15 protein-coding genes, 1 tRNA gene and 1 other annotated feature are annotated in these 15,900 nt (G+C 35.8%); of the genes, 14 read left to right on the top strand and 2 right to left on the bottom strand.

Annotation, left to right across the window (positions count from 1 at the left end):
* Window positions 1–6: 6 nt before the first annotated feature.
* From AC4BC4_RS12400 to AC4BC4_RS12355, 10 genes are all read left to right on the top strand, one after another.
* On the top strand, window positions 7–2,178 hold the full coding sequence (locus AC4BC4_RS12400) for a phage tail protein (RefSeq protein ID WP_490475884.1): 2,172 nt from the start codon (window positions 7–9) through the stop codon (window positions 2,176–2,178).
* A 13-nt stretch (window positions 2,179–2,191) separates the two neighbouring features.
* On the top strand, window positions 2,192–2,959 hold the full coding sequence (locus tag AC4BC4_RS12395) for a distal tail protein Dit (RefSeq protein ID WP_490475883.1): 768 nt from the start codon (window positions 2,192–2,194) through the stop codon (window positions 2,957–2,959).
* A complete protein-coding gene (locus tag AC4BC4_RS12390; protein WP_490475882.1) occupies window positions 2,956–5,715 on the top strand; it encodes a phage tail spike protein in 2,760 nt (919 codons plus the stop codon). The genes AC4BC4_RS12395 and AC4BC4_RS12390 overlap by 4 nt, the downstream gene beginning before the upstream one ends.
* Window positions 5,716–5,741: 26 nt before the next feature.
* Window positions 5,742–6,617 carry a phage baseplate upper protein gene (locus tag AC4BC4_RS12385; protein WP_490475881.1) on the top strand — a complete coding sequence of 292 codons (876 nt, stop codon included), beginning with the start codon at window positions 5,742–5,744 and terminating at the stop codon, window positions 6,615–6,617.
* Complete coding sequence (locus AC4BC4_RS12380; protein WP_438757101.1) at window positions 6,617–6,847, top strand: hypothetical protein; 231 nt, start codon at window positions 6,617–6,619, stop codon at window positions 6,845–6,847. Before AC4BC4_RS12385 ends, AC4BC4_RS12380 begins: the two co-directional genes overlap by 1 nt.
* Window positions 6,844–7,110: a collagen-like protein gene (locus AC4BC4_RS12375; RefSeq protein ID WP_438757100.1), complete on the top strand. Its 267-nt coding sequence runs from the start codon at window positions 6,844–6,846 to the stop codon at window positions 7,108–7,110. Before AC4BC4_RS12380 ends, AC4BC4_RS12375 begins: the two co-directional genes overlap by 4 nt.
* Window positions 7,110–7,613 (top strand): hypothetical protein, encoded by a 504-nt coding sequence (locus AC4BC4_RS12370; protein ID WP_438757099.1) that lies wholly within the window; start codon window positions 7,110–7,112, stop codon window positions 7,611–7,613. The genes AC4BC4_RS12375 and AC4BC4_RS12370 overlap by 1 nt, the downstream gene beginning before the upstream one ends.
* A 234-nt stretch (window positions 7,614–7,847) precedes the next feature.
* Window positions 7,848–8,312, top strand: coding sequence for a MarR family winged helix-turn-helix transcriptional regulator (locus tag AC4BC4_RS12365; protein ID WP_438757098.1), 465 nt, complete (start codon window positions 7,848–7,850; stop codon window positions 8,310–8,312).
* Window positions 8,309–10,045 carry an ABC transporter ATP-binding protein gene (locus AC4BC4_RS12360; protein ID WP_490475880.1) on the top strand — a complete coding sequence of 579 codons (1,737 nt, stop codon included), beginning with the start codon at window positions 8,309–8,311 and terminating at the stop codon, window positions 10,043–10,045. The genes AC4BC4_RS12365 and AC4BC4_RS12360 overlap by 4 nt, the downstream gene beginning before the upstream one ends.
* The gene (locus tag AC4BC4_RS12355; RefSeq protein WP_490477380.1) at window positions 10,038–11,927 is read left to right on the top strand and encodes an ABC transporter ATP-binding protein; all 1,890 of its coding nucleotides are present in this window, start codon (window positions 10,038–10,040) and stop codon (window positions 11,925–11,927) included. Before AC4BC4_RS12360 ends, AC4BC4_RS12355 begins: the two co-directional genes overlap by 8 nt.
* A 25-nt stretch (window positions 11,928–11,952) precedes the next feature.
* On the opposite strand, the gene AC4BC4_RS12350 is transcribed toward AC4BC4_RS12355, so the two are convergent.
* Together AC4BC4_RS12350 and AC4BC4_RS12345 are read right to left on the bottom strand one after the other, a co-directional pair.
* On the bottom strand, window positions 11,953–13,611 hold the full coding sequence (locus tag AC4BC4_RS12350) for an IS1182 family transposase (protein ID WP_490477379.1): 1,659 nt from the start codon (window positions 13,609–13,611) through the stop codon (window positions 11,953–11,955).
* Window positions 13,612–13,775: 164 nt separating this feature from the next.
* Window positions 13,776–13,849: transfer RNA gene (locus tag AC4BC4_RS12345), tRNA-Arg, on the bottom strand.
* 172 nt (window positions 13,850–14,021) lie between these two features.
* Window positions 14,022–14,101: a sequence feature (ribosomal protein L21 leader region), on the top strand.
* A 19-nt stretch (window positions 14,102–14,120) separates the two neighbouring features.
* Here AC4BC4_RS12345 and rplU point away from each other — a divergent pair.
* The 4 genes from rplU to AC4BC4_RS12325 all read left to right on the top strand — a co-directional run bounded on the left by rplU (window position 14,121) and on the right by AC4BC4_RS12325 (window position 15,745).
* Window positions 14,121–14,429: a 50S ribosomal protein L21 gene (gene rplU / locus AC4BC4_RS12340; RefSeq protein WP_438757096.1), complete on the top strand. Its 309-nt coding sequence runs from the start codon at window positions 14,121–14,123 to the stop codon at window positions 14,427–14,429.
* Between the two features lie 33 nt (window positions 14,430–14,462).
* The gene (locus tag AC4BC4_RS12335; protein ID WP_438757095.1) at window positions 14,463–14,801 is read left to right on the top strand and encodes a ribosomal-processing cysteine protease Prp; all 339 of its coding nucleotides are present in this window, start codon (window positions 14,463–14,465) and stop codon (window positions 14,799–14,801) included.
* 16 nt (window positions 14,802–14,817) lie between these two features.
* Window positions 14,818–15,105 carry a 50S ribosomal protein L27 gene (rpmA, locus tag AC4BC4_RS12330; protein WP_438758825.1) on the top strand — a complete coding sequence of 96 codons (288 nt, stop codon included), beginning with the start codon at window positions 14,818–14,820 and terminating at the stop codon, window positions 15,103–15,105.
* A 175-nt stretch (window positions 15,106–15,280) separates the two neighbouring features.
* A complete protein-coding gene (locus AC4BC4_RS12325) occupies window positions 15,281–15,745 on the top strand; it encodes a DUF2798 domain-containing protein (RefSeq protein ID WP_490475879.1) in 465 nt (154 codons plus the stop codon).
* Window positions 15,746–15,900: the final 155 nt, after the last annotated feature.

Genomic DNA, 15,900 nt, shown 5'->3' with positions numbered 1-15,900 from the left:
GGGAAGATGGAGAAAAAGATTGATGTTATAGCAGTTTTAACAGCTGTAGATAAAGAATTTAATAAATCTTTATCGAATGTTTTAAACTTAATAGATAAAGTTAAGGTATCAGCGGACATGCTTACAGAAAGTATAGTACAAATATCTAGTGGAGTAGGTTCCTTTAGATTAATTGCTGATTCGGTAACTGTTTTAAGTACATCATTGAGTCAAATTATCTCTCAATATGCAGCTTTAGCCAATGCACAAAAAGAAATTATACCTATCCAAAGCAAAATAGATAATACATCTGAATCTATGAAGGAATTATCTACTAACTTAGAAAGAATTACAGAAAGATTGAAAGACGCATCAGTGTTTGGCAAAGAGTTTGATTCACTTTCTAATGGTTTTAAAGCATTCCAAGATATAGCTGATACAAGTGGTTTAAATGATTTAAAAGAAATGATTATGAGTGTCAGCACAACCTATTCGGGGCTTATATCTAAAAATGGACAGCTAGGTAAAACAATGAGTGATGTCAAAGAAAAATACTCTTTAGCAAAACAAGTGATGGCAGGTAAATTGGAAGTTGATGACTCTTCATTTAAGAAACTTGATGAGGGCATGCAGGGATTTGTTGAAAAGATTGCTGGTACAAAAGAAAAATATGTGGATTTTGTTTCGGATGCAAAAGACAAAATGAACGTTTTTGGACTGGCTTTTATGGATAAAGTTCCGATTGTTGAAACATTTGGGAATAAAGTTTTAGATGCAGCACAAAATTCAGAAACGGCTTTAGGGAAAATTGTAAAAGTCGGTAGTGGTGTAGGCGAAAAATTGGGTGCATCATTTAATGTGGGAACAAAGGCTTTAGGAGGAATGGTTAAGGGACTGACTTCTATCATGGGAGTTGCTATAAAAGCTTTAGCCCCTGCAGCAATAATTGGGCTTGCTTTAGCAGGTCTTGGATTAGCAAATAGCCAATTTGGTGATGAGCTACAAGGGTTTATTACTACAGCTATAGAAAAAGGACCAGAAATCATTACCGGTTTTGTGAATGGAATAATTTCAAAATTACCAGATTTAATGACATCAGGTACACAATTGATAGCAGGGTTTGCAGAAGCGATTGCTGTGAATTTGCCCGTGATAATGCAAAGTGCGGTTAATTTAATCAATGCCTTAGTTCAAGGTGTAATTGAAAGTTTACCAACGTTGATTCCAGCAGCGTTGATGTTAATTGAATCCTTAGCCACGAGTTTATTATCTGCAGCACCACAGTTGTTAATGACTGGATTAAATTTATTGATGGCTTTAGTAAGTGGGATTGTAGATAACAAAGATCAAATAATTAACACGGTCACCAATATCATTGAATCATTTACTACTAATATTACAGGACAACTACCTGAAATCATTAAAAAGGGTGTTGAGATATTAATGAAACTTGCGGAAGGAATCGCTTCGATATTGCCAGTTTTAATTCCAGTGGCCATTGAAGCTATTGCGACTTTAGTAAGAACCTTGTCTGAGCAGCTGCCAACAATCATTTCTGCTGCAGTAAAAATTATAGCGACTCTTGTTGCTGGTTTACTTAATGAGCTTCCAAGTATTTTAGTAGCAGCAGGGAAATTGATATGGGAACTAGCAAAAGGAATCCTAGGTGCGTTACCGTCCATTGCAACAGTTGGGTATCAAATTATTAATGAACTTTCTAAGGCTCTATTTGATATTGATCTATTTGAAATCGGAGGTAATATCATTCAAGGTTTCATTAATGGTATTACAGAAAAAGCAAAAAAAATATGGGAAGTTCTTGAAAACATTGGAAATGGAATCAAAGACTTTTTTACAGGAAACTTTAAAATCCACTCACCATCCCGCTGGATGCGAGATGAAATCGGGGCAATGTTGCCAGCAGGTTTGGCTATCGGTATTGAACGAAATGCTCATGTAGTAGACAAGCCAATGAACGATTTAGCTTCTCAAATCATGTTGCCAAGCTTAGATAGTTTAGATCAACATTTAGAAACGGTCCAAGATATATCCGTTCAATCTAGTAGCAAACAAATGATGATTCCAACAAAACAACCTGCAACATTCAACATCAAACTTGGCAATCAACAATTCAAAGCCTTTGTTTCCGATATCTCAGAAGCAATGGGACAAGACTCTGCTATCAACTTAGCATTTTAGAAGGAGGGAAAAAATGTATTATTTTGAAGACACAACTAAAAAAGTCCACAAAGATGATTTGATTCTTCCTTCTTCAGCCATGATGTATGAGGGTGTTTATCTCGAAAAAATGATCGACGGTTATCGTACTTTAGCGGTAACAGGTAGAGAAATGCTGTCACTTACGGTAGAAACGCAAGAAACCCAGGTTGGAAGTATCAAACTAAATCAAAAATTACCTGCCAGAACGCTGAAAGTAACCTATCAATTGATTGGAAAAGACGCCAAAGATGTTCAGAAAAAATACCATCAATTGATGCGTTTTCTTTATAAAGAGTCTGCGATTGAGATTCGCTTTAAAGACGAATTGGATTATCACTACTATGGACAATATATGACAACAGATGAGGTGCGAGGGGATACCAATAGCATTATTGCAAGCTTTGAAATTCTTTGCACAGATCCGAAAAAATACTCTGCTTTGTTACAAACCGATGAAGCCATTACTACCTATTTACCCTATCAAACGACACCAGAAAAAATCACAGTAACGATTGCCGTTTTTGGTCCTTTAAAGATCACAAATGGCGACCAAACTATTAAAATCACTAGCTACAATTTAAGCGCAGGTGATCAAGTTGTGTTTGATTTTTTAAAAGGAAAAGTTTTTGTAAATGAATTGGATCAAACTTTTTTACTTGATTTAGAAAGTGATTTTGAAAACTTTAGAATTAAAGAAGGTCAATCCGTTCACTGTAATAACGGTAAAATGATTCTTGCTTATCGGGAGGTACAACTATGAATAAAAGTGTTTATTTCTTTGATGAGCGGCAACATTTGCTTCAAATCGTTAAGGAAAATGAATTAGTCGAAGTGATTCAGGAAAAAGAAATCACTTCAAATAAAGCTGAGTTGATGAATGATACGCTGAATGTATCAACCATCTATGACGAGGAATTAAAGCAAGCATCATATATGGCTGTGAAGGAAGAGACCGCTTCATATAGTTTATATAGAATTATTTTAGACAGTGAAGAAGAAAATCTTTTATCCTTTGTTGGAATTAGTTTTGCACCAGATGAGTTAGATTCGTACGTGGTCAAAAATGTCCAAGTGAAAAATGAATCGATCAAAAATACAGTACAAAAACTGTTAGTAGAAACAGAATGGCGTTTAGGGAAAATCGATTCAAACTTACCTTTAATAACAGAAGATTTCAATCTCTTTTCTGTTCGCGATGCTTTAAAAAATATTCAAACTCATGGCTGTGAAATTCTTTTTAAATATAAGATAGATGGTATTGGGATTACAGATAAATGGCTGGAAGTTTATCGTGAAATCGGCGAACAAAGTAAACAACGTTTCACGTACGGTGAAAAAGCATTGAGTATTGTGAAAGAACAGGATCGTAATCAAGTGTATACAAGTTTGATTGGTCGTGGTCGCGGTGAAGATGTGGGCGATGGAAAAGGCAAACGAATCGAATTCACGAATATAGAATGGAAAAAAATAACAGGTAAACCGTTGAATAAACCAAAGGGACAAAACTGGTTGGAATTTCCTGAAATGACCGAGCAATACGGTATTCCACTCAAAAACGGTGGCATGAGAAGACGTGAAAAAGTCATTACGTTTGATGAGGAAGAAGATCCAGCAAAACTCCTACAAAAAACCTATGATTCACTCGTTGAATATTCGCGTCCGCTCGTTCAATTTAAAACTGAAATTTTAGGTGGAGATACCATTGGAAATACTGTCACTATCCATCGATATGACCGAAATTATCACTACCAAACTCGTATTTTTAAAGTGAAAATCGATCGCTTAACAGGAAAAGTCGAGGCTGGTTTAGGAGATAATATTGCGAAAAGTATTTCAAAAGCTACTTCAGATCTCAAAGGAAATGTTGATTCTTTAGACGAAAAAAAGATGACTTTTTATGATTCAGAAGAAATATCTAAGTGGCAAGATGATATTATCCGTGGTGCCAAAGGCGGTTCTATAAAGCTGATGAATGGGATTGAAACTGGTAAATCAGATAGTCGTGAACCTTACCAGATGGTATGGATGAACAAAGGCTCTCTTGAAACGAGTGATCATTTTTTAGTGGCTAATAGTGAAGGTATTGGTTTTATTGATGGAGATTTTAATAAAGGTGAGTATAAAACAGCTTGGACCATTGATGGAAAATTCAATGCTGATTTTATTCAAGCTGGAACGATTAGAGGACGAACAATAGAAGGGTGCGAGTTTAAAACTCTAGATGACACATTTCAAATACAGATTCTAAATGGAAATATTATTTTTAGTGATAAAAAAGTAAATAAACGTTTAGGTTCTATAAGCGCAACAACAAGTAATGGAAAAGTTAATGGATTTGCGGTCATTCAAAAGCCCGGATTTATTTTTTCATTGAACTCTGGGAGTAAAGATATAGAAAATACATCTAACTATGTTATTCAAATACCAAAAGAAAGTACGATGGAAGAACCTAAGCTAAATTCACGAGCGGTATGGAAACATAATGGCGATTTGCATATTACAGGGAAGTTATTTATCAACGGAAAAGAAATAACGGGAAACGGTAGTGGTGGCTCAGGTAGCGGAGGCGGAATCCCTCCAGAACTGACAACAGATCAGGAAAAAAATGCTTGGGGAATTTGGCGATTCTTTAAAAATAAAGGCTGGTCGGAGCAATCTATCGCTGGAATGCTCGGGAATATCCAATCAGAATCAGGGATTATGCCTGATATTGATGAATCGAGTGGCGGAGGTGGCTATGGGCTGACGCAATGGACGCCTAAATCTAAACTTGTTGATTGGTGTAACGAACATGGGTTGGATCATCGAACGCTTGATACTCAATGCCAACGGATTCAATGGGAAATGGAAAACAATCAACAATGGTTTCCAAATTATGAACGTCCAGACTTATCAAATATATTATTTAGAGACTTTACAAAATTGTCAGACGTTAGACTAGCAGCAGAGTATTTTATTGCATTTTATGAGCATCCTAAATACCCTAATCAACCAGTTAGAGCACAGCAAGCTCAATACTGGTATGACAAATTAAGAAACTTAAAGCCAGGATCAACTACAGGCGCTGCTGGTTTAGCTCATTTAGAGACATTATACAAACAGCCTTTAGGCAATGGACAATGTTATGCAGTCCCAGCAGAGTATTCTGGATTTCTAGGTGGCTGTGGTTTAGGCGCAAATACAGGCTATCCCTTAAGCCATGTGATTGGAAATACTGAAGCAGCAGCTGAAATTGGTAGTGGTTACAACTGGTCGGCAGTTGGTTGGAAAGTTATTTTTAATCCAACATACGACCAATTAGTAACAGGTGCAATCATCAACTGGAAACGAGGCGGCAATATTGGCGGCTTTACTGTCGACAGCACATATGGTCACACAGGTGTCATCCGTGGTTTAATCAATGGAGGCTTCCAAACTTATGAGCAAAATATCGGATTAGGACAAGTAGTCGGCAAATATGAGCGATCATGGGTTGGAGCAAGCGAAATCAGTTCAATTGTCATCCCACCCAAATAAACAATTTTTTAGAAAGGAGTGAGTAAATGTCAATCGTCTATCCAATTTTTTTATCAACAACACAACCAAATGACAATATTCCTTCGATCATGATTCGTCAATTTGACGAAGGAAGTCAAGTTTTGGCTGTAACCGTAACAGAACAAGGAAAACCAAAAGACATTTCAAATTTAACCCCTTTTTTCTGCGTCAAACAAGGCCATCATGTAGGTCTCGGTTTATCTGAACAAAAAGTCACTAAAATCATCGACGCAAAAAAAGGAATATTGGAATACACATTAACCAATTACGATATGCAAAATATTGGAGAAAATACGGCTTACTTTAGTTTTAGAGAACTGCAAAAAGACTTAAGCTGGCGCCAACAATTTTCTACAAGTGATTTTACTTATCAAGTTAAAAAAAGTATCTATGAAGATGGTATTAAAGATAGTAACTATATTTGGACATTTGAAGAAATTTTACGCTATTTTACTGAATGGGTGAAAACATGTCAGGAGGTCTATGATGACTGGTATGTAGTCGCACAAGAAGAACTGCAGCGGATTATTGCTGAATTCCAAGAGTGGATCATAACAAATCAACAGCGCTATGATCAGTGGACAGAAGTTCAAAGAGCAGAGTTTGATAAATGGTTTACTACGATTAAAGGAATTTTAGATGAAAATGTTGCTGGTAATCTTTTGAACTTAATCGAAGAATTAAAATTAGCGCATTTCACTTTAAAAAGTGGTGAAACCGGAATTCTTAGAACGCTTCGAGATGATAAATTTAGCTTGAATCATGGGGTGACTAAATTAGGAAGCATTACGCATAAAAAAGAAGCTTCAGCCTTAGTGATAGCTGAAATCGATAGTGAAAAACAAAATACTTTCTTCATAAGAAAGGTAGGTTCAGTCTAATGCCGAATGAAGTAGAAGTCAAAAAAGTCATGGAAACCGATGAATCAGGTGTACAACGTCAAGTGTTTCCAGAAACCCATGTTAGCGCAGTTCTTGGTTTAGATAAAATCGAAACAATAGGAACAGGCGTAACATCAATCAATGGAAAAACAGGAGACATCACCTTAACAGCGAAGGATTTAGGTGTTCAAGGTACAGGCATAACAATAGATAAGGTGGGATCAGTATGACAGATATCGTTGAATTGAAAAATGATGGAGCGCTTATTTATCCGAAAACCCATGTGAATGCTGTGGAAGGAATCACAACAATCAAGGGTGAAAAAGGAGAAACAGGTGCAACTGGAGCCACAGGACCACAAGGCCCAGCCGGGACAAATGCCACAACAACTGCTGTTGCAACACAAACAGTCAATGGATTGATGAGTGCAGTAGATAAGAAGAAATTAGATACATTACCAACAATAACATTTAATAAGGTGGGATCAGTATAATGGCAGATATCGTACAATTAGAAGAAAAAGGAACAATTTTATATCCTAAAACCCATGTGAGTGCGGTGGAGGATTTATCAGCTTTTTTAAATAGTAATACAAAAATAGCTACAGTCTATTTTACCCAAAGTGAAGAGGTTGATAATAAACACGGTGTGGTGAATATCCCACTGAAGTTAACGAAAGAGAATGTATCAGGATTTTATAAATTTGATGGGACAAATATTATAGAAATAAATGAAACAGGTTTGTATGAAATTAACGGTAGATTATCAATCATAGATTGCACTGCTGGTACATGGACAACGATGTCTTTAGCTATTGAAAATAATGGAAGCTTAGTAAATCCTCTCACTGAGAGTAGAAATACACCCAATGGAGAATCCGGTATAAGCGGTATTTTTGAATTAAAAGCCGGAGCAACGCTACGAATAATAAAAAATGGAAGCAGTAGCAATGGTACAGTATTGAAAAGTTCGGTTATGCTCAAGAAAATTAATTAGTTACATGCTAATAAAGTAAATAGATAAATAATCCAGATAACAACTGATTTTACTGTTATCTGGATTATTTAATTTGTTACAAATTAAATAAAGTAGTGAGAGATGTTTTTAGTGGAAGATTGATCTTGATCGGCTATAAAGTGGTTAAAAACATTTTGGCTGAACACACTTGACCATATCAATATTTTTTTATAATATAGTTAGGAACCGAACTATTTAACAAGGAGGTAAATCATGGACAGAAAAATCGGCTTAAAAATCAGAATATTAGCCAATGAACTCAATCGAAAGGCAGCAGAAATTCTAAAAGAAGACGACGGCGAAGCCTCTTCAAGCATCCAAATGCGCATTCTGAATTTCATTCACCGCCGTAATAGTCAACAAGTTCCAGTCTATCAAAAAGACATCGAACAAGAATTTGACATTCGACGTTCCACTGCAACAGGCGTGCTACAAACAATGGAGAAACGTTTATTTATCGAACGAAGCAGTTGCAAAGAAGACAACCGTTTCAAAACAATTATTCTGACTGAACTAGGAAAACAAAAAGTTAAAGAAAACATCGTAAAGTTACATAAGTTCGATGAATTACTGGTACAAGGGATTCCAGAAGAAGAACTCGTAATCTTCTTTAAATTAATGGACAAACTATCTGAGAACAGCAAAAAAATAAATAAGGAAGGTGAACGGATTACATGATAAAAAAGCTGATCGCCAACATAGGTATTTATAAAAAAGAAAGTATCATTACGCCAATCTATGTAACTGGAGAAGTGATTTTAGATATCATTATTCCTTTAGTAATGGCAATGATGATCGATAACGGAATTGAAAAAGGGGATACAAAAGCTATTTTGATGTATGGGGCGATTTTATTTATTTGTGCAATCATTGCTTTATTTTTTGGTGCGATGTCAGGTCGGTATGCCGCTGTTGCATCAGCTGGTTTTGCTAAAAATTTACGCGATCAATTATTTGTTCGCATCCAAGGCTTTTCTTTTTCAAACATCGATCGTTTTTCTACCTCAAGTTTGATTACACGATTGACTACTGATGTGACCAATGTTCAAAATGCTTATCAAATGATTATTCGGCTTTTAGTTCGTAGTCCATTGGTCATGATTTTTTCATTAGCTATGGCGTACAGTATCAATAAAGATTTATCATTGATTTACTTAGGTGTTGTGCCATTTTTGATGATTGGTCTAGCGACTGTTATTTATTTTGCTCACCCCAATTTCAATAAAGTTTTTCGGATTTATGACAAATTAAATAACGTTGTTCAAGAAAATTTACAAGGGATTCGTGTTGTTAAATCTTATGTGAGAGAAAAACATGAGGATGAAAAATTCAAAACAGTTTCTAAAGATATTTATAAAACATTTTCAAAAGCGCAAAGTATCGTTGCATTTAATAACCCCATTTTGCAGTTTGCTATATACACGTGTATGTTATTGATCTCATGGTTAGGAGCAAAGTTTGTAGTAGGTGGTACTTTGACCACAGGTGAACTAGTTAGTATGTTTACGTATACGATGCAGGTTTTGATGAGTTTAAATATGTTATCAATGGTTTTTGTCATAGTGTTAATCGCACGAACATCTGCTGAACGTATCACAGAAGTTTTATCAGAAGAAAGTGATTTAAAAAACAATAAAGACCCACTTTATGACATTCCAGATGGTTCTGTTCGCTTTAAAGATGTCTGTTTCAGCTATGCTAACGATCTTGAAAAATTAGCGTTGATGCAGGCGAATATGGAAATCAAATCAGGAGAAGTGATCGGGATCGTTGGTGGAACAGGTAGTTCTAAATCTACATTAGTCCAGTTGATTCCAAGATTATATGATGTTACACAAGGATCAGTCGAAGTTGGTGGACACGATGTACGAGAGTATGATCTAAAATCATTGCGTGACCAAGTCAGCATGGTTTTACAAAATAATGTATTATTTACAGGAACAATCAAAGAAAATCTGCGTTGGGGAAATGAAGAGGCCACAGAAGAAGATTTGATCAGAGTATGTAAAATTGCGCAGGCGGATAGTTTTATCGAAGAATTTCCTGATAAATATGACACAATGATTTCTCAAGGTGGAAATAACGTCTCAGGGGGTCAAAAACAACGTTTATGTATTGCTCGCGCCTTATTGAAAAAACCAAAAATTCTGATTTTGGATGATTCTACAAGTGCTGTTGATACGAAAACAGATAGCCTGATAAGAGAAGGGATGAGACAAGAAATCCCAGGAACGACAACCTTTATTATCGGGCAACGAGTGTCTTCTGTTCAAGATTCTGATCGCATTATTGTGATGGACAAAGGTTTGATTGATGCTATCGGAACCCATGATGAGTTGTTAGCTAATAATCAGATTTATCAAGAAGTGTACGAATCTCAGCAGAAAGGATTTGGTGAAGACGATGCGTGATGAACAAACAAAAGGGATTCGCAAAAGTCAAGATCCTTTGAAAACGTTGAAAAGACTGTTTTCATATATGTTTAAAAATTATAAATTCCAGCTTATATTAGTACTATTTCTCATCTTACTAAGTACTTTTGCCAATGTCCGCGGCTCATTATTCTTGCAAGTGGTGATTGATAATTATATTACACCGCTTCTTGGCCAAAGTAATTCTAATTTTTCTGGATTGTTAAAGGCAATCACAACAATGGCGCTGATTTATGGTGTTGGGATCATTGCAAATTTAGGCTATAACCTGATGATGGTTCGTATCGGTGAAGGAACACAAAAAACAATTCGAAATGAAATGTTTACTCATCTTGAAACATTGCCCATTAGCTATTTTGATTCAAATTCTGACGGAGATATTATGAGTCATTTTACGAATGATACGGATACATTACGCCAGATGATTTCACAAAGCATTCCTAATTTAGTAGCAGCAGTTGTTAGTTTTGTTAGTGTGTTTATTGCTATGTTTACAATCAGCATTCCATTGACACTAGTCGTGATGGTCTCTGTTTCCATAATGATCGTGACGATTCGGATGATTGCTGGGCGCAGTAGTCGTCATTTTGGGAAACAACAACGGGATTTAGGACGTGTAAATGGATTTGTTGAAGAAATAATGCATGGACAAAAAGTGGTGAAAATATTTAACCACGAGCCGCAAACGATTAAACAATTCAAAATGATTAATGAAGAATTACGTCAAAGCGCTACTCAGGCTAATAAATATGCAAATAGCTTAATGCCGATCATGATGAATTTGTTGAACATTCAATACGTACTTTTAGCGGTAGTAGGAGGAATCTTTTCAGTGTATGGTGTATCGGGTTTAACGATTGGGATGATCGCCTCTTTTCTTCAATTAAGCCGTTCATTGAATATGCCTATCAGCCAAGTTTCTCAACAAATCAATTTTGTGATCATGGCTTTGGCTGGTGCAGATCGCATTTTTACTTTGATCGATGAAAAATCGGAAGTTGATGATGGCTATGTGACGTTAGTTCATGTGAATCGTGAGTCAGGTCATCTTGTTGAAAGTGACGTTAGAACAGGCTTATGGGCGTGGAAACATCCGCATAAAGATGGTACAGTGACGTATACAGAATTAACTGGAGATGTACGCTTTGAAGAAGTATCCTTTGGTTATACTAATCAGAATCGAGTCTTAAAAGATATTAATCTTTATGCAAAACCAGGTCAAAAAGTTGCCTTTGTTGGAGCGACTGGAGCAGGAAAAACAACGATTACCAACTTGATCAATCGTTTTTATGATATTCAAGAAGGAAAAATCCGTTATGATGGGATCAATGTGAAGAAAATCAAAAAAAGTTCTTTAAGAAAATCATTAGGAATTGTTTTGCAGGACACTCATTTATTTACGGGAACGATTCGTGAAAATATTCGCTATGGGAAATTGAATGCATCAGATGATGATGTGATCAAAGCGGCTCAATTAGCAAATGCAGAGGATTTTATCAATCATTTACCCAATAAATATGATACAGTGATCACGGGTGATGGTGAAGGTTTATCTCAAGGGCAACGGCAGCTACTATCAATTGCAAGAGCCGCAATTGCTGATCCGCCAGTGATGATATTGGACGAAGCAACATCCAGTATCGATACGAGAACGGAAAAACATGTACAAGCTGGGATGGATCGTTTAATGAAAGGTAGAACGGTATTTGTTATCGCACATCGATTGTCAACCATTCAAAATTCAGATGCAATCATGGTGATGGATCATGGGCGTATCATAGAACGTGGCAGTCATGAAGAATTGCTAGAAGGAAAAGGAATTTACCATCAATTATATACAGGAAAAGTAGAACTTTCATAAGAAAAAAGAGCTTGGGACATAAGTCTTAAGACAAATAAAACAGAAGACCGAAAATCATAAAAATGATTTTTAGTCTTCTGTTTTTTAGTTTCTTGGGAGAATTATTCTTGTTTGATAGCTTATTTAGCCTATATTTTCTCAAATTTACAGCCATTAGCGCAAGCCCAATTTCATTGTGTGCCTGTTGTTTCCCTCGAACAGAGAACCGAGTGAACCCTAAACAAGCCTTCAAATGTCCGAAAGCTGGTTCGACGTCAATTTTTCGTTGACGATAGAGTTTACCTGTTTCTTCTTCTGAAAGCAGCTGTTGAATTCTTGCTTTAAAGTATTCCCAATTCATGTTCTTTTGAATCTCACGATTCTTGTCACTCTTCGCTTTTGTACACTGGCTTCGAAGAGGACAATTCGAGCAGTCTTCACATTCATACCGTTTTAAATAACGTTTAAAGCCATATTTATCTGTACGAATAGAATAGTTTCGAAAATTCATTTTTCGTCCGTTTGGACAAAGAAACGTATCCTCTAATTCTTGGTACGGCCAGTTTGCTGGAAGGAACGGATTTTGTTTAAACTTTTTCTTCTGTTCTTTATGGTACATGGCATAAGTGATGAGTGGTGTTCGCTCGTGATCCTCTAAAACCGCTTGATAGTTTTCTTCTCCTCCATAGCCGGCATCTGCGACAATATAGTTTGGCAGATCAAAGAAACACTCTTTTAAAGTGGTTAAAAAAGGGCGCAATGTTCGTGTATCTGTTGGATTTGAGAAAAGATCATAGCCTAAAATATACTGACTGTTCGTGGCGATTTGAAGATTATAACCTGCTTTCAACTGACCATTTTTCATATGATCATCTTTCATGCGCATAAAAGTGGCATCTGGATCTGTTCTAGAATAGCTGTTTCGTTGTCCTAAAATCTGTCTATGTTTTTGATAAGCGAGTTTTCGCTCTTTAAAGTCTTTGAAAAGTTTCCTTAATTTTTTTGGAACTTTTCGTTTAGAACGAATTGATTTGCGCGTAATTCCATCCTTTGCTTGTTCGATTTTATCTGTAAACTTTTCGACAACATGCGCGAGATTTTCTTCAATCTTGCCTAATTCAGTGACAGATAATTCTTTTTCGGACTCGCGCTCAATTTCAGGAATAATCGTATTTTTCAATAGTTCATCATAAAGAAAGGTTGATTTTTCGGTGAGTTTTTTGTCAAAGTTATCAATGGATTTTCTCCAAACAAAGGTATATTTATTTGCGTTGGCTTCAATCTTTGTGCCATCGATAAAAATAGCTTCTTCATCGATTAATTGTTCCTTGACTAATTGACTACGGAATTGGACGAAGCACTCCCGAAGGAGTGTGTTCACTAAGGGATTCACACGGAAACGATTGATTGTTCGATAGCTAGGTTGATAGCTTTGAGTGAGCCACATCATGCGAATACTGTCTTTCGTCAACGCTTCAATCTTGCGACCAGAAAATACAGATTGTGTGTAGGCGCATAAAATCATCTTCATCATCATTTTGGGATGATAAGAAGAAGGACCCATCTGATGGTGAAAAGGAAGAAAACGTGCCTCGGGAATACTTTCCACTAATTGATCAATAACAAATGCGATATCATTTTTTTCTAACTGAAAACTAAAATCTAGAGGAAGAATGACTTGATTTGTGGTATAATTTTTAAACATAAGAACACCTCGCTTGTTTATTTGTGTAGTTACTTTTATTCTAGCAAAGGTGTTCTTATTTTTATAGAAAAAAATAATCCAGATGCCAATCAAGTTGATTGGTATCTGGATTTTTCGTTAGGACTTATGTCCCAAACTCTTTTCAGTATAAACGATTAAAATAATACGCCAAGAGAGATTCGAACTCCCGACCGCTCGCTTAGAAGGCGAGTGCTCTATCCAGCTGAGCTATTGGCGCAAAATAATAACGCAACAGAATTTATTATAATGAACATAGAAAACAAAGTCAATCATAAATTAGAAATAACAACAATTTTTTTTCAGGAAGTGGTTTATATGCAAGAAAGGCTAAGTTTTTATTGACTCTCATTTCGTATTTTGGTACAATATTAATGTTGTAATTGTGGGCTCCACAGCTACAACCGCACAGAACAAGTTTTTGTAAGTACAACAACCGTTGTCACTTGGGATGGCGAGTCTAAGTCTAGAAGAAGGAGGTGCTGTATAGCATGTACGCAATTATCAAAACTGGTGGTAAACAAGTAAAAGTTGAGGTAGGTCAAGCAATTTACGTTGAAAAATTAGACGTAGAAGCTGGCGAAAAAGTTGTTTTTGACGAAGTTATCTTGGTGGGTGGCGAATCTACGAAAGTAGGAGCTCCAACTGTCTCAGGTGCAACTGTCGAAGGAACTGTAGAAAAACACGGCAAACAAAAGAAAGTCGTGACTTTCAAATACAAACCTAAAAAACACACTCACCGCAAACAAGGTCACCGTCAACCATATACAAAAGTTGTAATCAACGCAATCAACGCATAATTCTTTTAAGTTGCATAGGAAAGAGGCCTATCAATGATTAAAAGTTCTTTTAAACGAAATGGCTCAGGCCAGATCGTTTCTTTTGAAATAAGTGGTCATGCTTACTCAGCTGAACCAGGTCAGGATATTGTTTGTGCTGCAGTATCTGTTCTAGCTTTTAGTACATATAATGGCATTGAAGCCTTAGCGGGATTTACGCCAATTATAGATATGAATGAAGTGGAACAAGGATACATGTATGTTGAAACGATTTCTGATGTTACTCAAGAACAAGCAAACATTGCTCAGATATTATTAGAGAATCTTTTATTAGGTCTCCAATCTGTTGAGGCAGAAAACAGTGAATTTGTTCGAGTAACGACAATTAATTAGAAAATAGGAGGTGCAGATAATGCTAAAAATGAATTTACAGTTTTTCGCCCATAAAAAAGGTGGAGGTTCTACTTCCAATGGTCGTGATTCAGAATCTAAACGCCTAGGCGCTAAAAGTGCTGATGGCCAAACAGTAACTGGTGGATCAATTTTATACCGTCAACGCGGAACTAAAATTTACCCAGGAGCTAACGTAGGTATTGGTGGCGATGACACTTTATTTGCTAAAGTAGACGGCGTAGTACGTTTTGAACGTAAAGGCCGTGACAAAAAACAAGTATCTGTTTATCCAGTAGCTCAATAAATTTTGAACTGATTTACTCTATCTTTTATATTAAAAGATAGAGTTTTTTTAAACCATCAGATACATATTTTGCCCAAAAAAATGCCATTAGAAAAGGATTAAAAATATTTTACTTACGAAAAATTTTTTAATATGGTAGCATAAACTCTGTTATTAAAAAAAAGGAGTGTATTGCATGCCACAAAATAAAAAAGAAGGAATATTTTTCACAACGATTGTCTGTTTTTCTATGGTTATTTCAATGAGCGCTTATAATCTTTTACTGCATGGCCAATTTTCATTGAGTAATTTATTAATTGGATTAGTCCCAGGATTTATTGTAGCGTTTATATTTGATATTTTGATCGTCTCATCACCAGCCAAGAAGCTTGCTTTTGCTTTACCTATCAATAAAGAGAAAAAAATCCATATGATCATTGCTGTTTCCAGCTGTATGGTTTTAGGAATGGTCTTTTTTATGTCAATGTACGGTGTTTTCATGCAATTTGGTTTTACAGATAATTTTTTGAATTATTACATTGAAGCTTTTACTAAAAATCTGATTCTGGCATTGCCACTTCAATTATTACTTGTAGGTCCGATTTGTCGAATGATTCTAAGTATGAGCCGACAAAAAAGTTGGTTAAAGGAAACTAACTAAAAAATAATTAACAAATCAAAACGAGTGAATGCTTTGAACTCACTCGTTTTTTGTATTTATTTGATAACTATCGATTCAAAAAAAGGGCCATCATTAAAAAAAGATAAAAAGTTGGTATAATCAATAGAATCTTGACTATTAGGACCGAGATTGGT

This window comes from Enterococcus sp. AMC1086, assembly GCF_058216575.1.
Note: the sequence above shows the minus strand (reverse complement) of the source record. Positions and strands in the feature narration are given on the sequence as shown.